General features: G+C 47.0%; 19 protein-coding genes. 7 read left to right on the forward strand and 12 right to left on the reverse strand.

Annotation, left to right across the window (positions count from 1 at the left end; genetic code table 11):
* The first annotated feature begins 2 nt into the window (after positions 1–2).
* Positions 3–1,067 (forward strand): sugar ABC transporter substrate-binding protein, encoded by a 1,065-nt coding sequence (locus TRNA_RS22790; protein WP_003178540.1) that lies wholly within the window; start codon positions 3–5, stop codon positions 1,065–1,067.
* 38 nt (positions 1,068–1,105) lie between these two features.
* On the opposite strand, the gene TRNA_RS22795 is transcribed toward TRNA_RS22790, so the two are convergent.
* On the reverse strand, positions 1,106–1,873 hold the full coding sequence (locus tag TRNA_RS22795) for a SurA N-terminal domain-containing protein (protein WP_011197500.1): 768 nt from the start codon (positions 1,871–1,873) through the stop codon (positions 1,106–1,108).
* A 154-nt stretch (positions 1,874–2,027) separates the two neighbouring features.
* Positions 2,028–2,792 (reverse strand): sulfotransferase family 2 domain-containing protein, encoded by a 765-nt coding sequence (locus TRNA_RS22800; RefSeq protein ID WP_011197501.1) that lies wholly within the window; start codon positions 2,790–2,792, stop codon positions 2,028–2,030.
* Between the two features lie 325 nt (positions 2,793–3,117).
* Between TRNA_RS22800 and TRNA_RS22805 the strand changes: the two genes are divergently transcribed.
* Positions 3,118–4,005 carry a virginiamycin B lyase gene (locus tag TRNA_RS22805; protein ID WP_011197502.1) on the forward strand — a complete coding sequence of 296 codons (888 nt, stop codon included), beginning with the start codon at positions 3,118–3,120 and terminating at the stop codon, positions 4,003–4,005.
* Positions 4,006–4,041: 36 nt separating this feature from the next.
* On the opposite strand, the gene TRNA_RS22810 is transcribed toward TRNA_RS22805, so the two are convergent.
* Genes TRNA_RS22810 through mmuM form a run of 3 tightly spaced genes read right to left on the reverse strand, consistent with a single transcriptional unit; the run spans position 4,042 to position 6,850 of the window.
* Positions 4,042–4,422 (reverse strand): DUF2512 family protein, encoded by a 381-nt coding sequence (locus tag TRNA_RS22810; RefSeq protein ID WP_003178548.1) that lies wholly within the window; start codon positions 4,420–4,422, stop codon positions 4,042–4,044.
* 26 nt (positions 4,423–4,448) lie between these two features.
* The gene (gene mmuP / locus TRNA_RS22815) at positions 4,449–5,903 is read right to left on the reverse strand and encodes an S-methylmethionine permease (RefSeq protein WP_011197503.1); all 1,455 of its coding nucleotides are present in this window, start codon (positions 5,901–5,903) and stop codon (positions 4,449–4,451) included.
* On the reverse strand, positions 5,903–6,850 hold the full coding sequence (mmuM, locus tag TRNA_RS22820; protein WP_011197504.1) for a homocysteine S-methyltransferase: 948 nt from the start codon (positions 6,848–6,850) through the stop codon (positions 5,903–5,905). The genes mmuP and mmuM overlap by 1 nt, the downstream gene beginning before the upstream one ends.
* 209 nt (positions 6,851–7,059) lie before the next feature.
* Here mmuM and chbG point away from each other — a divergent pair, with 209 nt between their 5' ends.
* The 3 genes from chbG to TRNA_RS22835 all read left to right on the forward strand — a co-directional run bounded on the left by chbG (position 7,060) and on the right by TRNA_RS22835 (position 10,085).
* Positions 7,060–7,800, forward strand: coding sequence for a chitin disaccharide deacetylase (chbG, locus tag TRNA_RS22825; RefSeq protein WP_011197505.1), 741 nt, complete (start codon positions 7,060–7,062; stop codon positions 7,798–7,800).
* A gap of 13 nt (positions 7,801–7,813) precedes the next feature.
* Complete coding sequence (locus TRNA_RS22830; RefSeq protein WP_011197506.1) at positions 7,814–9,187, forward strand: PTS transporter subunit EIIC; 1,374 nt, start codon at positions 7,814–7,816, stop codon at positions 9,185–9,187.
* A gap of 121 nt (positions 9,188–9,308) precedes the next feature.
* Positions 9,309–10,085: a MerR family transcriptional regulator gene (locus TRNA_RS22835; RefSeq protein ID WP_003178558.1), complete on the forward strand. Its 777-nt coding sequence runs from the start codon at positions 9,309–9,311 to the stop codon at positions 10,083–10,085.
* Positions 10,086–10,127: 42 nt separating this feature from the next.
* Here the strand turns inward: TRNA_RS22835 and TRNA_RS22840 are convergent, their stop codons facing one another.
* From TRNA_RS22840 to TRNA_RS43755, 6 genes are all read right to left on the reverse strand, one after another.
* The gene (locus TRNA_RS22840; RefSeq protein ID WP_009330291.1) at positions 10,128–10,850 is read right to left on the reverse strand and encodes a DUF421 domain-containing protein; all 723 of its coding nucleotides are present in this window, start codon (positions 10,848–10,850) and stop codon (positions 10,128–10,130) included.
* Positions 10,838–11,548, reverse strand: a complete 711-nt coding sequence (locus TRNA_RS22845) for a carbonic anhydrase (protein WP_003178564.1) — start codon at positions 11,546–11,548, stop codon at positions 10,838–10,840. Before TRNA_RS22845 ends, TRNA_RS22840 begins: the two co-directional genes overlap by 13 nt.
* Positions 11,549–12,071: 523 nt before the next feature.
* On the reverse strand, positions 12,072–12,470 hold the full coding sequence (locus TRNA_RS22855) for a DUF2809 domain-containing protein (RefSeq protein WP_011197507.1): 399 nt from the start codon (positions 12,468–12,470) through the stop codon (positions 12,072–12,074).
* 144 nt (positions 12,471–12,614) lie between these two features.
* Positions 12,615–14,045, reverse strand: coding sequence for an alanine/glycine:cation symporter family protein (locus TRNA_RS22860; RefSeq protein ID WP_011197508.1), 1,431 nt, complete (start codon positions 14,043–14,045; stop codon positions 12,615–12,617).
* A 24-nt stretch (positions 14,046–14,069) separates the two neighbouring features.
* Positions 14,070–15,053, reverse strand: coding sequence for a glutaminase (locus TRNA_RS22865; RefSeq protein WP_011197509.1), 984 nt, complete (start codon positions 15,051–15,053; stop codon positions 14,070–14,072).
* Complete coding sequence (locus TRNA_RS43755; RefSeq protein ID WP_162013497.1) at positions 15,046–15,282, reverse strand: hypothetical protein; 237 nt, start codon at positions 15,280–15,282, stop codon at positions 15,046–15,048. Before TRNA_RS43755 ends, TRNA_RS22865 begins: the two co-directional genes overlap by 8 nt.
* Positions 15,283–15,442: 160 nt before the next feature.
* Here TRNA_RS43755 and TRNA_RS22870 point away from each other — a divergent pair, with 160 nt between their 5' ends.
* Together TRNA_RS22870 and TRNA_RS22875 are read left to right on the forward strand one after the other, a co-directional pair.
* The gene (locus TRNA_RS22870; protein ID WP_003178573.1) at positions 15,443–16,771 is read left to right on the forward strand and encodes a sensor histidine kinase; all 1,329 of its coding nucleotides are present in this window, start codon (positions 15,443–15,445) and stop codon (positions 16,769–16,771) included.
* A gap of 6 nt (positions 16,772–16,777) precedes the next feature.
* Positions 16,778–17,713, forward strand: a complete 936-nt coding sequence (locus tag TRNA_RS22875) for a response regulator (RefSeq protein ID WP_003178575.1) — start codon at positions 16,778–16,780, stop codon at positions 17,711–17,713.
* Between the two features lie 42 nt (positions 17,714–17,755).
* Here TRNA_RS22875 and TRNA_RS22880 read toward each other — a convergent pair whose 3' ends face one another.
* Positions 17,756–18,292, reverse strand: a complete 537-nt coding sequence (locus TRNA_RS22880) for a GNAT family N-acetyltransferase (RefSeq protein WP_003178577.1) — start codon at positions 18,290–18,292, stop codon at positions 17,756–17,758.
* Positions 18,293–18,357 lie beyond the last annotated feature (65 nt).

The raw sequence follows: 18,357 nt of genomic DNA on the forward strand, positions 1-18,357 counted from the left end.
TAATGTTGTCGATATATGTGAAAAGAGGGCTGTTGGCACTTGCGCTGTTCAGTCTCCTCACAGCTGTTGCCGGGTGCTCATTCAATTCTGCTGAAAAAAGCGCCAACCGTGAAGAAAAAGTAAAGCTGATTGCCGACTCCGACAAATTGTACGTCGGTTTTGCCATCGATACGCTGAAGGAAGAACGCTGGTACAAAGATAAAGAAGCGTTCGAGAAAGAAGTTAAAAACCTCGGGGGGGAAGTCAAGACGCTTGCCGCTAACGGAAATAAAGAAGTTCAGATTCAGCAGGCCGAGCTCTTGATCAGCGAAGGCGTCGACGTGCTTGTTGTTGTACCGGCAGATGCGGATGCCGCGGCGGAGATCGTGAAAAAGGCGCACAGCGCCGGTGTAAAAGTGATTTCGTATGACCGGCTGATTCGAAACGCGGATGTTGATTATTACGTTTCATTTGATAACGAAAAGGTCGGGGAACTGCAGGCGGAAGCGATTGTAAAAAAAGCGAAGAAAGGAAACTTCGTATATATCGGCGGATCGTCTCTTGACAACAATGCGGTCTTATTCCGGAACGGCGCCATGAAAGTGCTCGAACCGTTGAAGCGGCAGGGTAAAGTCAAGCTCGTGCTTGACGAATATACGAAAGACTGGCTACCAGAAGAAGCGAAAAAGAACATGAAAAAAGCATTGAACAAGACGAGAGATATCGACGCCGTGATCGCCGCCAATGACGGTACGGCTGGCGGGGTGATCGAGGCGCTTCAGGAGGCGGGCCTGGCCGGGAAAATTCCGGTGTCCGGACAGGACGCGGAAATTCAAGGCGTCCGACGAATTGTGAACGGTACGCAGACGATGACCGTTTACAAACCGATTCCCGCGCTTGCCAAAAAAAGCGCTGAAATGGCTGTTCAAGCGGCGAAAGGCGAAGCGATTCAAACCGATACAACCGTCGAAAACGGCAAAGCCAAAGTACCGGCGATTTTACTTGAGCCGTATGCCGTTACGAAAGGCAATATCAATGAGACTGTGATCAAAGACGGCCATCTGTCCAAAAAAGATATTAATAAATAAAACGAAGTCAGCCATCCGCTACAGGATGGCTGACTTTGTTAAATTTCCACTTTCACATCGGCGCTTTTCTTAAGCTTTTCGACCTGCTGTCCGAGTTTTTCCTGTCTTTTTTGCTGTTTGAGCATATCTTGGATTTGCTGTTTGACATCGTCAAACGCAGGTGTGTTTTTCTGTCCGCTGTCTTTTTGCTGTGCGGCAAATTGATCATAATAGTCTTTGATTTCTTTGTCTGTAACCTGATCTGTCGGCAGTTCTTTGTCAATATATTTCTCTGTTTTGATGCTGTCGGCAATGTCGCTTTTCAGCGTGTTCATGTTTAAGCCTGCTTTTTTGACCGCTTCCTCAAAATCTTGCTCGTTTTTATACTGCTTTTTGCTTTCGTCCAGCTGTTTTTCAATTTCTTTCTCAGATGCTTTGTAGCCTTTTTTGTCCGCTTCCTGCGTAATTAATGCCTGTCCGATCAGGCTGTCGATCGCCTGCTTTTTGATTTGCTGCGCCGCATCTTTTGAAGTCGGGTCCTGTCCTGTTTGCTGATATTGCATTTGAGCGGTTGATAATACGCTGTTATAGTCCTTGCCTGTGATCTTTTCATCGTTTACGACAGCCACTGTTTTTGTGTCATCAACCTTTTGCTGATCAAGCTTTTTCTGCATTGCTTTTATTTGCTTTTCCTGATCCTGCTGCCCGCTTTGTGCGGTTTTCGCTTGATCGCTGGCCTGGGATTGCTGATCATCATGATTTGAAGAGCAGGCGCCCAACACGACAGCCAATAATCCGATCATGAGAGATGATATGCTTTTTTTCATGATATATCTCCTTTCTTCAAACAGAAGTGAATCTTAAAATGACCTTTAGTGGGCATTCTAAACGATCGTCTCTGAAAAAGAAACCATTTGGAATCAATTTTCCAAAATGTAATCGAATTGAAAGGAGATCGTAATGTGATGACCGAGTTCCGGTTTACTTGATATGCTTCGAATCAAAGCCGTACACTTCAAAGTCCTTCGCAAAAATGTCGTGCACCAATTCTTTTGTTTCGTCATTGTAAAAGCTCTCAAAAGTCGGAAACGCCCAGTCGAAGGTTGACATAGTCAAAACGGTGTCAGCAAACTTCCCTTTTTTAATCATAATGTCTGACAGATGGTGCGGTGATTGTGACAGCTGTGATAACGGAGATTTCAATAATTTGTATTTGTTTTCAATCTCTCTGATTTGTGCGCTGAATTGCTCGAGGTAAATATAATTGGTGACAAACTCTTCTTCTCCTTCGATATACTGGGGACCAAGGTGTCGGTCAATGGCATTGATATCCGTCCCGAGATCTTTTAGATGATGCAAAAATTGCGTGAAAGAAAGCCCTGTGTTTATATCACTGTTGAACAGACAAATAAAATTCGGGGAGCAAATCGCTGCCAGAAAGGAACTGACTGCTCTCCGAAAAGGGTTGCGTACAACCTTGTAAGTGTCCTTTTTACCCTCTCTTAAATCCGTCAGAAGATCCTTCACATAATTCGGCTTCTGCGTATAGATCGCATTTCTGTAGTGGTGAACTTCTCCGGCGCATCTTCGATTGACATCTTCAAGCAGACCGTTTTGGAAAAAGAACCAGCGATTCAGCGTCGTGCAGCCGCTTTTTGGAATCCAGAACAGAATGATCGGAAAATCCTCAGCATAAAGAGGGGTATAAAGGTAAATCAAGCGATTCAGTCTCTCATCTTCAAACATACAGAACACATCCACTTCTTACTTGGTTTTGGGCGCGCTTGAGACAGCGGCTGCCTTTATACACAAAATATGCCGCCGGCAATGAATTGATAGGGCGATAATATAAAAATATTTTAAAATGATAAGACCGGCAGTTAAATCCTTATTGAACCACATATAGAAAATTAAGTTATATTTTAAAACCATTTTATGATACTAGAGTGAGCCTGTACAATTCATATTGATGGAATTTTTTGTTTCACTGCATGCTCCCCCCTGAGGTAACATAAAAATGAGAGATGCCTGGGGCAAAATAGCTTGCAGGAAAAAGGAAGGGAGGGTATCCATGCAGATTCGCATGACTGAATATCAGGTTCCCGACCCCGAATCGGGGCCGTACGGGATCACAGTATGTGCAAACGGGCGCATTTGGTTTACTGAACAAAAGGGGAACCGGATTGGTATGCTCACAGAGTCCGGGGATATCACCGAATATACGATTCCGACGGAGAGCGCAGGCGCCTCGATTATTACGTCCGGGATTGACGGCGAGCTTTGGTTTACAGAGTATAAAGCGGGGAAAATCGGCAAAATCACGCCTCAAGGGAAAATAACCGAGTATGCTCTTCCACCGGGTGCTGCCCCGTTTGGAATCGCTGCAGGCTGTGACGACGCCATGTGGTATACAGATATGGCCGGACATCAAATCGGCAGGCTGTCCTCTTCAGGCGAAATAACAGAATACAAACTGCCCAAACCAGGAGCCTTCCCGTCATTTATTACAAGGGGAGCAGACGGCGCGCTCTGGTTTACACAAAACCAAAGCGGCTCCATCGGGCGAATAACGGCAGATGGAGACATCAGCGAGTATCCGCTGCCCCAAGAACAATCCGGCCCGGTCGGGATCACTGCCGGCCCGGACGGGGCTTTATGGTTTACAGAAATAAACGCAAATCAAATTGGGAGAATAACGGTCTCAGGAAAGATCAGCGAATACCAGCTTCCGACAGCGCATGCACGCCCGCACGCGATTGCCGCAGGCGGTGACGGAGCACTGTGGTTTACGGAATGGGGCGCGGGTCAAATCGGCCGCATTACAGTCGACGGGGATATTACGGAATATCCAATCCCGACGGCAGATTCTGAACCGCACGGGATAGCGGCCGGATCAGCCCATTCGATCTGGTTTGCAGAAGAGTGCGGCCGTATTGGGAAAATCTCTATCCAAAATTAAGAAACGTCCAGCCAACTGGACGTTCTTTTTTTATTGTTATTCCGTTCTCGTTTCCATTCTGCGGTTGGGCGAGCCAAGGCCTTTATTCATCAAGTAAAAATGGAAAATGTATTCACCGATCGCCATAGCGACAGCTGCAAAAAACGCGGCCAATGCAGCGGTGTTGGCAGCCGTTCCCATCGCAAGAGCCATCAGCCAAACGACAAGAAAAGCGACGCCTAAATCGGCTAAAGTGGCCGTGATGTTGTTGGTTTTCGGCAGAATAAACAAATCACCCAGCAAATAGGATACTGCGCCAAGAACAATCGTGATGAATAGGGTGTTTTCAAAACTAAAACTAAACCCGAGCCCTAGAACAAGGTACAGAATCACAATCGTCATGATGCCTTTGATGGCAAGGGCTTTCACATGTTCCATAACCATTCGCTCCTTTATACGGGATTTTAGTTTTTCTTTTCCTCGTATTCAGAAAATGAAACATGCAAACTTGCATTCTTAACGGGCTCAGACGGATTCCAGCTATTTTTTCGGTTTGTTGCATAATAGATGGTATAGCATAACGCCATAAACGGCACACCGCAAAAAAGGGCGATCCTTTGGTTCGGATCAAAGGCAATGCCAATGCAGGATGCCAGGCATAGCAGAAAAGCGGCAATCGGTACGGCCGGATAAAGCGGTGTCCGGTATTTTAAGTCGTCTGCGGTGTTTCCCTCAGCCAAAAAGCGTCTGCGGAACATGAACTGCGAAGCCGCAATGCTCATCCAGACAGCAACAACGGCAAACCCTGAAATCGACACAAGAACGATGTAGACGGAATCAGGCGCAAACACGCTGGAGAGCAGCGACAGAATGCCGCCGAGCATGCTGAAGATCAGCGCGTTCAACGGGATTCCCCGTGAAGTCAGCTTTTGAAATACGGGGTGCAAAGTTTTTTCTTTTGACAGTGACCAGAGCATCCGGGAGCATGCATACAAGCCTGAGTTGGCCGCGGAAAGCAGAGCCGTCAGAATTACAAAGTTCATGATGTCGGCCGCATATGGAACACCGATGCGGTCAAAGACGTCGACAAATGGGCTTTTGATCACACCGGCTTCTTTAACCGGAATGAGGCACGAAAGCACGAAAATCGTTCCGATGAAGAAAAGCACCAGTCTCCAGAGTGTTGTCTTGATCGCTTTTGGAATGTTCTTTTCCGGTTCGGCGCTTTCTCCGGCGGCAATTCCGATCAGCTCCGTACCCGAAAACGCAAAATTCACGGAGAGCATCGCCATAAAAATTGGAAGGAAGCCGTTTGGAAAGAGACCGCCTTCTCCTGCAAAGTTTGAAAGAAGCGGTGCAGCGTCTGCATTTTGTATCGGGATGATGCCGAATATCGCCGCTCCTCCTAATATAATAAACAATATAATGGCAAGCACTTTAATGCTTGAAAACCAAAATTCGGATTCGGCGAAAAATCTCACTGAGACAGCATTGAGCGCGAAAATCAGTGCAGCGAATACCGCGCTCCACATCCAGACTGAAGTATCGGGGAACCAGCGCTGCATTAATAACCCGGCAGCGGTAAATTCCGAACCGAGCGCGACAGCCCAGGTCAGCCAGTATAGCCAGGCGACGGTGAATCCGGTGCCCGGCCCGATGAATCTGGAGGCGTACATATGAAACGATCCGGTGACAGGCATGGCGACCGATAATTCGCCGAGGCAGAGCATGACAAGGTAGACGATCAGAGCCCCGGCCAAGTAGGCTAGAATCGTTCCGGCAGGACCAGCCTGTGAGATCGTATAACCGGAACTTAAGAAAAGGCCCGTGCCGATAACGCCTCCTAAGGAAAGCATGATAAGGTGTCTCGTTTGCATTTTTCTTTGAAAGTTCTGGCGATTGGTGTTTGACTGTTCCATTATACCTCCAGCTTTCTCGCCCAGGCGGCGACGGCTTTGATGTCCTCAGGCGTTGTTCTGCAGCAGCCGCCGATCAGCTGTGCCCCTTGGTTATACCAGCTGCGGGCGCTTTCTCCGAAAGAAGCTTTACATGCCGCGCCATGCCATGTTTTCGTTTCCGGGTCATACTGTTCACCGGAATTTGGATAGACGATAATCGGTTTAGCTGTATGCTTTTTGATGCCGCCGATGAGCGAAGAGACATGCTCCAGCCGCGTACAGTTTACTCCTACTGCCGCAACCTGGTCATGCTGATCGAGCCACTTCGCGCATTCGCCGGCTTTCGTACCGTCGCTGATATGGCGTCCGTCTTTAGCGCTGAAACTGATCCACGCATGTGTATCCGGGAACTCTTTTAATAAATGAACGATAGCTTTTGCTTCTGAAAGGCACGGTATTGTCTCACATGCCAAAATATCGGCGCCTGCTTCGATTAAAGCGCCCATTCTCCGCCTGTGAAAATCGGCCAATTCATCTTCTGTGACGCCATAATTTCCCTGATATTCGGAACCATCCGCTAAAAAGGCGCCGTAAGGGCCTACTGAAGCTGCTACAAACGGTTTAGGCCGGCCTTCGCGGTTTTCCGGAGCCGCCCAGAATTCATCGCGTGCTTCTGCAGCAAGACGGACAGACTCCCGGATGAGGTGGAGCGCTTCTTGTTCGCTAAGGCCGCGTTTTGTGAAACCCTCAACCGTCGACTGATAGCTGGCTGTAATCGCGCAATCGGCGCCCGCACGGAAATAATCCAGATGGACTTGTTTGATAAGCTCGGGGTTTTCGATGAGAATTTTCGCAGACCACAGGCTATCGTTCAAATCACAGCCGTACCGTTCAAGCTCGGTGGCCATCGCGCCGTCAAGTATAATGACAGAAAATTGTTGTAAAGAAGTTCGGATCGGATTTGTCATCTCATTGTTGAGGCTCTGTCGTTCGAGACCCCGGCCTCCTTTTTTAGAGTTTTTTAAAATATATGAAAAATAGTTTAAAAGACTCGGGAGGTTTTTGTCAATCTACCAATCATCAGTTTTCACCAGTCACTTTTGTCGTTTTCTATTTAGGGTAAAACCGTATGCCGCCGCATACTTTTTTAAAAAAACAGATAAGGGGTATCGGATCGATGAAAAAACTGATTATCAATGCTGATGATTTTGGATATTCAAGAGGTGTGAACTACGGAATTATTGATGCCTATAAGCTCGGAATTTTAACATCAGCGACCTTTATGACGAATATGCCGGGCGCTGGTCACGCGGCCCGGCTGGCTCGCGAATCGCCCGGACTTGGGATCGGCGTACATTTGGTGCTGACCTGCGGAAGGCCGCTTTTGTCTGACCACCGGACGATTGTCGATTCAAAGGGAAGTTTTCGCAATCTCGCATTTTATCAAGGTGCTTTTACAATAGATGCCGATGAAGTATACCGCGAGTGGAAAACGCAGATTGAAACATGCATCAACATGGGCTTGAAACCCGATCATTTGGACAGCCACCATCACATCAATGCTTATCCGGGCATCTCTGACGTATTTTTGTCGCTCGCCAAGGAGTATCGCCTGCCTGTCAGACGTAATATGGAGAGCGCCATAATAACGGAAAAAGGAGTGAAAACGACAGACTCTTTCTCACCTGTCCTTGAAGCGGCCTTAAAGGGTGAAGAAGCCGTCTCTGAACTGTTTGAAAAACATAATACCGTGGAGGTCATGACCCACCCGGCATACCTCGATAAGGAGCTTTTGACGAACTCTTCATATACTTATCCAAGAGTCGATGAACTTGAGTTTTTAACCGATCCGGACGTTGTCATCCGCTTGAACAAGCTTGCGGATGTCCAGCTTGTATCATTTAGGAATTTGACATAAGGAGAATGCCGGAATGAAACATATACTTCAGCTGCTTGGAAAGTCTTTGCTGATTCCGATTACCGTTCTTCCGATCGCCGGGCTGCTGCTGCGGCTTTCTGCGGAGGATATGCTGGATATACCGCTTTTTCAAGCGTCAGGCGTGATTTTGAACAATATGGATGTCCTGATCGCGATCGGCATCGCCATGGGCTTTGCCCGTTCAAAAGATAAAGGGATTCCTGCGCTGACAGGATATTTGGCGATAACCGTGTTAAAAGAGGGGATCGGCATCTTGAATCCGGACCTTGATATGAGCGTCTTCGGCGGGGTGCTCGCCGGCCTGATGGCGGCTTTCATTTATAATCAATTTCAACATGCAAGACTGCCAAGCATGTTTTCTTTTTTTGGCGGAGAGAAGTTTCCGATTACAATGATCGTATTGGTGACGATTCCGGTGGCAGGGTTTTTTTCGGTCGTCTGGCCTTACGCAGAGGCGGCGATCGACGCTTTTAGCCAGTCGCTTGTTGGTCTTGGCGCTTTCGGTGTTTTTGTGTTCGGATTTCTGAACCGGTTTTTGCTTCCGTTCGGACTTCACCATGTCATGAATACGTATATATATTTTGGGCTTGGGCGCTATGAGACGGCATCCGGAGAAGCGGTGACAGGGGAAATTACACGGTTTTTGAATGGAGACCCGACAGCCGGCTACTTTCTCGGCGGGTTTTTTATCACGATGATGTTCGGCATTCCGGCGATCGCTTTGGCAATAGCGCATGCAGCCAGAACGAGAAAAAAAGAAACGAAAGCACTCATGTCTTCCGGAGCAGCCACATCGCTGATCACCGGGATTACGGAACCGGTTGAATTCACGTTTTTATTTACTTCGCCTTTATTGTATTTTCTTCACTCGGTCTATACGGGACTTGCCGGAGCGGTGCTCTGTTTGCTGGGGATTCGTCACGGCTTCTCATGGGGAGCGGGCGCCATCGATTATTTGCTGAATCTTAATTTGTCAGACGGCGGATTATTGATCATACCGGTGGGCGTTGCTTTTTTCGCGCTCTATTATGTTACGTTTTACTTTGTGATTATAAAGCGAAACGTTCCGGTGATCGGAAGGGAGCAGGAAACACCTGAAGGAGACCGGCTGCAGCAGTCTATGGCGGCAGGTATTCTCAAGTATATGGGCGGCCGTGAGAATGTCGTCACTTGTGAAAACTGTATTACCCGTTTGCGACTGAAATTAAAAGACACGTCATTGGCGGATGAAGCCCAATTAAAGCGATTGGGGGCGCACGGTGTGATCATAATTGATCGGCATCATATTCAAATTGTGATTGGAACGGATGCGGGGACTGTAAAAAAAGACTTGCAGAACTTGATCGACGAATCTGCTCCGGATTAAAAACTGAAGTTGCTTTTGAGGAATCTGCGCAGCATCGTACGATTTTTGAACAAATAAGCTTGCACCTCCAGCAGCGTGAGGCTTTATGATGGATATGAATCGTCAGTTGGAGGTGACTCTTATGAAAAAAGATGAGTATTATTCAATCGGTGTTTTCTCAGAAATGACAGGGACATCCATTCGGACGCTCCATTATTACGATGAAATCGGCCTGTTGAAACCTGAAAAAGAGACGGGAACCGGCCGCCGTCTCTACACAGACAGAGATGCGAAAGATTTGCAGAAGATCATATGTTTTAAGTTTCTGGGGTACAGCCTTGAACAAATTCGCGCTTTCATGAAGGATGCATGCTTCGATGCTGGTCTGATTGAGGCGCTGCAGGAGCAGAAAAGGGTGCTGGAGGAGAGGAAGGAGCATATTGAAACAGGGCTGAAAGCGATCGACAGGACGATCGGTCTTCTGGAAGAGGAAGAGGAAATCGACAGTTCTGTTTTCATGAGCCTGCTGAACAGCATCCAGACGGAGAAGGAGCAGCGCGAATGGCTTGAACAGCAGGTGTCTAAAAGTTTTGCCGATGATGTATTCGGCAAATCAGAGGAAGAGATGGCCAAATTGGATCAAGAGTATGTTCGTTTATCTAAGGAAGCCAAGCGGCTCATGGGAAAACCGGTTGATGACCCCGAGGTGCAGGACATGGCAGACCGGTATATGAAGACGAGTTTGGAGTTTGTCGGAGAGGGCGTGCTGTCGGCTTTAGGACAGATGGAGACAATAGAATCGCGGCAGCTGGCAGAGAAATTTCCTTCACCATTTACAAAAGAAGAAGAAGAGTGGCTGCAGCGGGTGTTCGAATATTATATGATTCACAACGATTTCTGTCCCGAAAGCGGCGGATGAAAAAAGGCAGTTCCGGCGGAATTTAAAACACGCCGGAGCTTTTTAATGCAAAAGCTCCGGCTCAATTTTCGTCGTTTGATTATCGAGCGAAACATGCAGTTCATGGTTTTGATTAACCGAAGCGAAAAAGATTTCATCCATTCGTTCAAGCCCTTTCTTCTTCAGCTGGTTTTTGAGCCAGCTTTCTGTTACATTCAATTGCTGAAGGACAGACGTGTACACTTTTCCGTCAACGATGACCGGATATGAAAATTCGCCGCTGCTTTTTTGAATTCCCATATCTTCAGCTGTGATTTCCATTTTATTTGGCTTTTTGTATACCGTTAAATTTCCGTTCGCCTCTACAAACGCCATTTCTACGTCGCTGACATTGAAAACGTCTTTTTCCCGAAGCATTTGCAGAATATTATCCACTGAATATTTGATTCGTTTCAGATTGCCGACGATAAACGTTCCGTTTTTGATGACGATGGTCGGTTCAAATGTAATTAGACGTCCCAGCGTTCGGTATTTGATCATGAGATTTGAAGCGAGTCTTTGCAATAGGGCAATCGCAGCCACCGCAGCGGCGGTATGCAAATGTTCAATCTTCGGATCGGCTATGTCCGCTCCGACAACGGCACCCAATGTAATAATGATTAAAAAATCAAACACAGGCATTTCTCCGATTGAGCGTTTTCCCATGAACAATGTGACAACCAATAAAAGCGGAAGGATGGTAATGATTCGCCCGTAGACAACCAAAATTTCTTTCACAGTTTCCATTGTCTTTCTTCCTTTTTGTAGCCTTTTGCCAATTCAAGGTTGACGGATGTCATTTTGGAGTTGAGATCATGATATGGATAGGAATCGGTTATTTCTGGCAGCCGGTTGGCATCTTCCTGGTTTGAAATCACACGACCCGCCGAGACAAATCGTTTTGGGGGGATTGTAACACCGATTATTTTTGCTCCCGGTTCGATCACCGTATCCTCCTGGATATAGGCATCAAAAACAAGGCTTTGCATCCCGACAAAAACATTTTTGTCAATTCGAACGGGGCCGTAAATTTGACATTGCGGGGCGAGTGACACTTTCTCGCCTATGTAAATGGAATACGATTCACGGTCCTTAAAAACGGAATGTTCAGTAACAGGGCTGTTGTATTCATAGTTTTTCAATCCGTGCAAGACAACTCCGTCCTGGATATTGCAGTCATGGCTGATGAAGATTTTTAATCCCACGTCTCCTCTGATCGAAGAGAAAGGCCCGATGAAAACGTTGCGCCCGATGACCACACTGCCGATGACCGAGGCGAAATGATGGATGTAAGAGGACGCATCAATGTCCGGAATATCTGCTTCTTGATTAAATGACGCCGTGATATTGGGGCTGACATTATCTTGAATCAGCAACTTTTCAAGAAACTTGCCGGCGAGTGATGAAACCGTTAATCCAAGGATGAGTTTGCTGCTTAATTTCATATGACCTGCCTCCTTTATTCAGGTAGTCTGCCTAAAAAACGGGAATATTATTTAATAAAAGCGCGGCGGCGGTCTGAAACCAAAAAAGAGGATATGGAGGAGACAACGGCTAATAAAGCAATGGAGTATGTTTCACTAATCAATTGGTGCGGGAATTTTGGGAAAACCGATGAAAACGGGATCGCCCGTTTTAACAAACACACGGAAACGATTGCCCTGAGGATCTATTTTAAATGAGGAGAGATTCGAATTTGAAGCTAAAAAAGATGGGCAAATCGTAAAGCATGCGGTAGAGAATTATAAGGAAGAGACAAATACCGCAGCTCCTCCTGCCAAAAAGGATAGAGACACTGGACATGTCGAAAAAACAGGAGGCAACCCGCTGCCGAATACAGGAAATGCCGGTCTGTATCGTGCTTTACTCATTGGACCCATCTTTCTTATTATCGGACTTGCTATGTTTGTTTTAAACCGTAAAAAGACTCAAAATCAAAGTGTGTAAATATTCCCCAAAAAGACGGCGTTACGGCTGTCTTTTTCGTTTGCGGAACAGCATTTCGCCCGCGGCGCCTGCGGAAACGCCGAGCACATAAGCCAATAAATCGCTCCACAGAAATCCATAACCGAGAATGAGCCCTCCGAGCGGAGCGGCTCTGATATTGTCAATCCATGGAGCGTGATACAGCTGGCTGCATTCAATCATAAAACAAAACACCAGCGCAATCAGCGCCGCGGAAGCCGTCTTCGCGTTTTTGAACAGAAAGCCTGCGCCGAAGAAAATCATCAGCGCCCACAGCGCATCCCCTAAATATACATTCACGATGTCCGGCAGCATATCGGCCGTCTTTCTTGAAGCAAGCCCCGCCGCCATCGCTGCGAATGTCAGCGCAAGCCGGCCTATCCGGCTTCTTTTCATATTCATGGCTGAACCCCGTTTCTGCCAAAGCAGGTTAAGTAAATCTTCGGAGACATGACGGATACGAGAGGAAAAATGTTTTATACCTTTTGGCGTGAAGCGGTTTTAAAATGAACGTGAAAAAGCCGCCGTACCCGGCGGCTTTTCGTGTTATATCGCATTTTTGCTTTCGGATTTTTGTTCGGTGCCGGAGTGCTCCCAGCATTCGATGCCTTCATGGTTTTTAATGACATCTTTATAAAAGACCGGGTCTTTGCCCGCTTTGCGCTGTTTCACATAGTCTTTCAAGGCGGCAAATGCCACTTTTGACAGCAGGAAAATCGCAATCAGGTTGACGATGACCATCAGGCCCATGAACAAATCGGCGAGGTCCCACACAAGCTGGACTTTTGATACCGATCCGAAGATGACCATCGCAAGCACACAGATCCGGTAAATGAAGAGCCATGCTTTGTTCGTGTGCAGGAATTCGATATTCGTCTCGCCGTAGTAGTAGTTTCCGATCAAGGTGCTGAAAGAAAACAGGAACACCATAATGGCGAGAAAGCCTGAGGCCCATGCTCCGATGTGCGTGCTGAGCGACGCTTGCGTCAACTCGATTCCGCTAAGCCCCGGCTCTTTATACGCATCGGAAAACAAAATGATAAAAGCCGTGCTTGAACAAATCACCAAAGTGCTCGTAAAGACTCCTAAAGCCTGGACAAGGCCCTGTTTGACAGGGTGGCTCGTAGTGGCTGCGGCTGCGGCATTCGGCGCGCTGCCCATCCCGGCTTCATTCGAGAAGAGGCCGCGTTTGATCCCGTTCATCAGGGCCGCGCCGATGGCTCCGCCCGCCGCTTGTTCAAGGCCAAACGCATGACCGATAATCAAAGAGATGACGTCCGGCAGTTTCGTAATATTCATCAGCATGACGAAAACGGCGACGCCGATATATAAGACGGCCAGGCATACGACGATATATTCGGACAGCTTGGCGATCCGTTTGATTCCCCCGAATGTAATGATGCCGAAAACAATCGTGATGATAATTCCCAGTGTGAGACGGTCTGTCCCGAACGAGTTTTCAAAAGCGACCGTTATTGTATTGGACTGGACCGCGTTAAAAACGATCCCGAAGGACAATGTGATCAAGACGGCAAAAACCGCGCCCATCCAGCGTTTTTTCAAGCCCTTTTCCATATAGTAAGCAGGGCCGCCGCGGAAGCCGTCTTTATCCTTTATTTTATAAATTTGCGCCAGCGTGCTTTCGACAAAGCTTGACGCCGAACCGATGATGGCGATGATCCACATCCAAAAGATAGCGCCGGGTCCGCCCAAGGCAATGGCGATCGCAATCCCCGTAATATTTCCTGTTCCTACTCTCGCGGCCATGCTGATGCAAAAAGCCTGAAAAGGCGAAATTCCGTTTTTGTCGGGCGTTCCTTCCTTTAAAACACGGAACATGTCTTTCAGCAAGCGAACTTGAAAGAACTTAGATTTAAAAGTAAAAAACAGTCCCGAAGCAAGAAGCATAATAATCAATAGTTTTGACCAAAGAAAATCATTTGTGACACCAATGACTTCTTGAAGGAATTGCTGCATGCTTTCACCTCTTTTTTTGTAATTTTAAAAAATACTGAGATCCCATTCACGGGCTATATGTTTTAAAAGCATTCCGCCCGTCATGCTGTTTCCGTAATCGTCAATCGCCGGACCATAGATGCCGATGCCGCATCCGTGCTGAAAAGGCTGTTCTCTTTTCACGCTGGCGGGCACCGCGCACATGATTCCGCCGGAGACGCCGCTTTTTGCCGGAATGCCGACAAAGGCCGCGAATTTTCCTGATGCATTATACATTCCGCACGTCAGCATTAAAGCTTTTGTCAGCCGCGCGACATCCTTCGGAATGACATGTTCACGGCGGAAAGGATGGTATCCGTCATTTGCAAGAATCATGCCGATCAAGGCGATGTCTTCAGTGCTTCCTTCCATAGAGCATTGTTTCAGATAGACTTCAAGCGTTTCTTCAACGTCTGCTTCGAGGAAGCCGGTTTCCTTTAAATAATGGGCCAATGCTCTGTTCCGATGGGCGGTCTGCCACTCTGACCGAAAGACTTCCTCATTGATCTCAAGCCGTTTTCCAATCATTTTTTCAATGACGTCATGAAGCGACTCTATTTTTCCCAGTGCCGATTCACCGGGAAGGATCGACGAAACGGTCAGCGCTCCGGCGTTGATCATCGGGTTAAACGGCTTTCCCGGCTTGTGCATTTCAAGGCGGATGATTGAATTGAACGCGTCTCCCGTCGGTTCTACATCAACACGGTCTAATACGTAAGAAATCCCTTTCGTCAAACACGCTGCGATAAAGCTGATCACCTTCGAGATGCTCTGGAGTGTGAATGATACGTCCGAATTTCCTGCTTTGATCATCGTTTGATCAGAGCCGATCACACAGATGCCGAGCTGGTTAGAGTCGATTTTTCCTAAAGCGGGAATGTATTCGGCGTTGCGTCCGCTTGAGGAAAAAGGACGGTAATGTTCGACCAAATCTTCAAGGCGGGATTGCCAGAAGCGGGCGTCATAGCGTTCTTCCAATACTTCATTCATCGAAATTCCTCCAATCCTGACCTGTTAAAGCCTGCAGGTTTGCTGAAAAAATACGAGGCTCTAAAAGCGGTGATTTGAGCATGGCGGCAGAAGGCAAAGGGGTAAAAGCCTGTGCCGCACAAGTTGTTTTAAAGCCTGTTCTTTCCTGGGAAAAAGGGGTTTGGATTGCACAAGGGAGTGAGTTGCGGAAAAATATAAGCGTTTTCAAATAGAGAAAATATACATTCAATTTATAATGGAACCTACATAAACCTACAAAAAGCGACAAAAAAATTTAAAAAATAAGCCGATTGATTTAAAAATCAAATCGACTGTGGGTAAAATGGGAGTTGCGGATATTGTGCGATTAACGCCAAAATAAAGCAACACGTTTGTAATGGAGGATCAGCATGATGGGTGGAAATCGGGGAAGCGTGATGACAAAAGCGGCCCGGCTTGTTAAAAAAGACGGCTATATCTTAATGGTGATGATGTTAACTGTGCCGCTGGCAGGAGAGCTGAAGTTTTATCCGCTGAACGAGACCTTCAGGGTCAGCTTCGGGGTTCCGACTTTCTTCTTTCTTTTGCTGCTGCTGCGGAATGTGCCGGCTGTGCTGTCCGGCTTTTTAACGGGGGCGGCAGTCGTCGGATTTCGTGTGCTGCTTGATGGATTTGGGCCGGGGCAGATCGATTGGCTGTCATCCTTTTACTACCATTATCCGACTTTTTTCTTTTATTTCACATATGCGTTTCTATTCTACTTGGCAAAAGTGAAACGATTTCAATTTCGCCCGCTCTACATCGGGTTTCTCGGCTTCGGAATCGAACTGATTGCCGATGGAGCCGAACTGGCCGTTCAATATATGATGTTCGAGTCTACCGTCACCCCGGGAAAAATCCGCGACATGATGGCGATTGCTTTTTCCCACAGCTTTATTGTGCTGAGCTTTTTTAATGTCATGAAGCTGTATGAAACGCAATCGCGGGAAAAGCAGATCCGCGAACAAAATGAGCACATGCTGATGATCGTTTCAAACTTATATGAAGAAACCGTTCATTTGAAAAAGACGTTGAAGAATACTGAAGAGATTACAAACGAGTCCTATCAGCTGTACAGGCTCTTAAATAGACAGAGCGATAACAATTCCTCCGTCCGGCAGATCAGCCAGAAAGTGCTGCGCCTCGCCGGTGAAATCCATGAGGTCAAAAAAGACAATCAGCGCATTTTCGCCGGACTTTCAAAATTAATTTCCAAAGAAAGCTTCAGAGACTACATGGCTGCAGAGGATCTGGTCCGGCTTGTGACCGGCATAAATCGAAAGTATGCTGAATCGCTCGAAAAAGACATTGACTTTCATTATTCGATAGACGGAGAACATCCGAAATACCATGTGTATACCGTATTATCCGTAATTAATAATATTATGGCGAACGCGGTGGAAGCGATTCAAAAGCAGGGCTCCATCAGACTCAGCCTCTATAGGCGCGGCGATGACATGCTGGAATGCCGCGTGGAAGATGACGGACCGGGCATTCCCGAGAAAGTCGGAGATGTGGTGTTTGAGCCGGGATACACGTCAAAATATGATGAATTCGGAACTCCTTCAACCGGAATCGGTCTGTCTTATGTGAAGGAAACTGTCGAGGAGCTTGGAGGGAGCATTCGATTCCGGAATGATGCAAGCGGTGTTGTGTTTACGATCAGACTTCCGGTTCAACAATTGATTCAGAAAGGGTGAAGGCCTGTGCGTTTTTTTATTGCAGATGATGACCGTGCTGTGCGATCGATTTTAAAACAAATCATTGAAGACGAAGATTTGGGTGAAGTGGCCGGAGAAGCGGAAGACGGCTGCGATTTGGAAGGACACGTCCTGAATTTGCAGCAAATTGATATTTTATTTGTCGATCTTTTAATGCCGCTCCGCGACGGAATTGAAACGGTTCGTCATTTGCACGGCGTTTTCTCAGGGAAGATCATCATGATCTCCCAGGTGGAATCAAAGGAAATGATCGGTGAAGCCTATTCCCTGGGGATCGAATATTATATACATAAACCGATTAACCGCATTGAAATCTTGAATGTCATTCAAAAAGTCAAGGAGCGCATCGAGCTGGAACGGTCGATCCATGACATACAATCTTCGCTGAACCGGCTTGTGAGCCTCGGCGGCGGGGGGAAAAACGGCTTTAGGGAAAAAAGCATTCAGGAAACGGGCGAATTTCTCCTGTCTGAACTCGGAATCGTCGGGGAGAGCGGATCCCAGGATTTAATCGCCATCCTTCAGTATTTGTTTGATGATGAACAGACCTCATTATATGAAAAGGACTTTCCGCCGCTCAAACAGATTTTTCATCAGATTGCCGTGCAAAAGCTCGGACCGGCTGCTTCACCCGCAGAGATCAACAGGGAGGTTAAAGCGTCTGAGCAGCGGATACGGCGGGCGGTCAGCCATTCGCTAAACCATTTTGCATCACTCGGTTTAACAGACTTTTCAAATCCGCGGTTTGAAAGCTATGCGTCCCGGTTTTTTGACTTTACCGTCATCAGCAAAAAAATGAAAGAACTGCAGAAAGACTCTGCCGCCGTCTTGCCCTCCGCCCGCGTCAACACGAAAAAATTCATTCAGGTTTTCTTTTTGGAAGCCAAGCGGTTGAGTGAAAGCGCTGGAAAAAGAGGTTAAAAAGAGCTTCCTCTAAAGTGAGGAAGCTCTTCTGCATGCCGGTTACCCAGCGTATTCTCTTTTCAGCAGTGAAAACATGTATACGTCAATCAGTCTTCCTTTTGCTTTCTCGTATTCTCTTAACAGTCCTTCCTTTTGAAAGGATAACGAGTTGAGAAGTTTGATTGAAGGCGTGTTTTCGGGCTCTACCTTCGCTTCGATTCGGTTGAGGTTCAAGCTTGTAAAGCCGTAGTCGATCAGTTTTTTGACAGCTTCGGAAGCAAAGCCTTTTCCCCAATGATTTCTTCCTAAGTCATAGCCGATTTCAGCTCTGCCGTTTTCCTGGTCGATCATATTAAAGCCGCATGTCCCGATGACTTCACCCGTTTCCTTTGCAATAATCGAAAAGCGGTTTGCCTGCCCTTCAAGGCTTAAATCATTGATCATTTGGATCATGTCCCGCGCTTGTGAGACGTCTGTAAAAGGCGCGATATTCATATATTTTGTGACTTCCGGGTCTGACCAGTATTGACAGAGGACATCTGCATCCTCCAATTCCATCTTTCTCAAAGTCAATCTTTCTGTATAAAGGGTTTCCATGATCTTGCCTCCAAGTTCCGTTTTATTTAGGAAGGTGAAAGAACCATTCATCTATCTGCGCATTA

The organism is Bacillus licheniformis DSM 13 = ATCC 14580 (assembly GCF_000011645.1).
GTDB classification, from domain to species: Bacteria; Bacillota; Bacilli; order Bacillales; family Bacillaceae; genus Bacillus; species Bacillus licheniformis.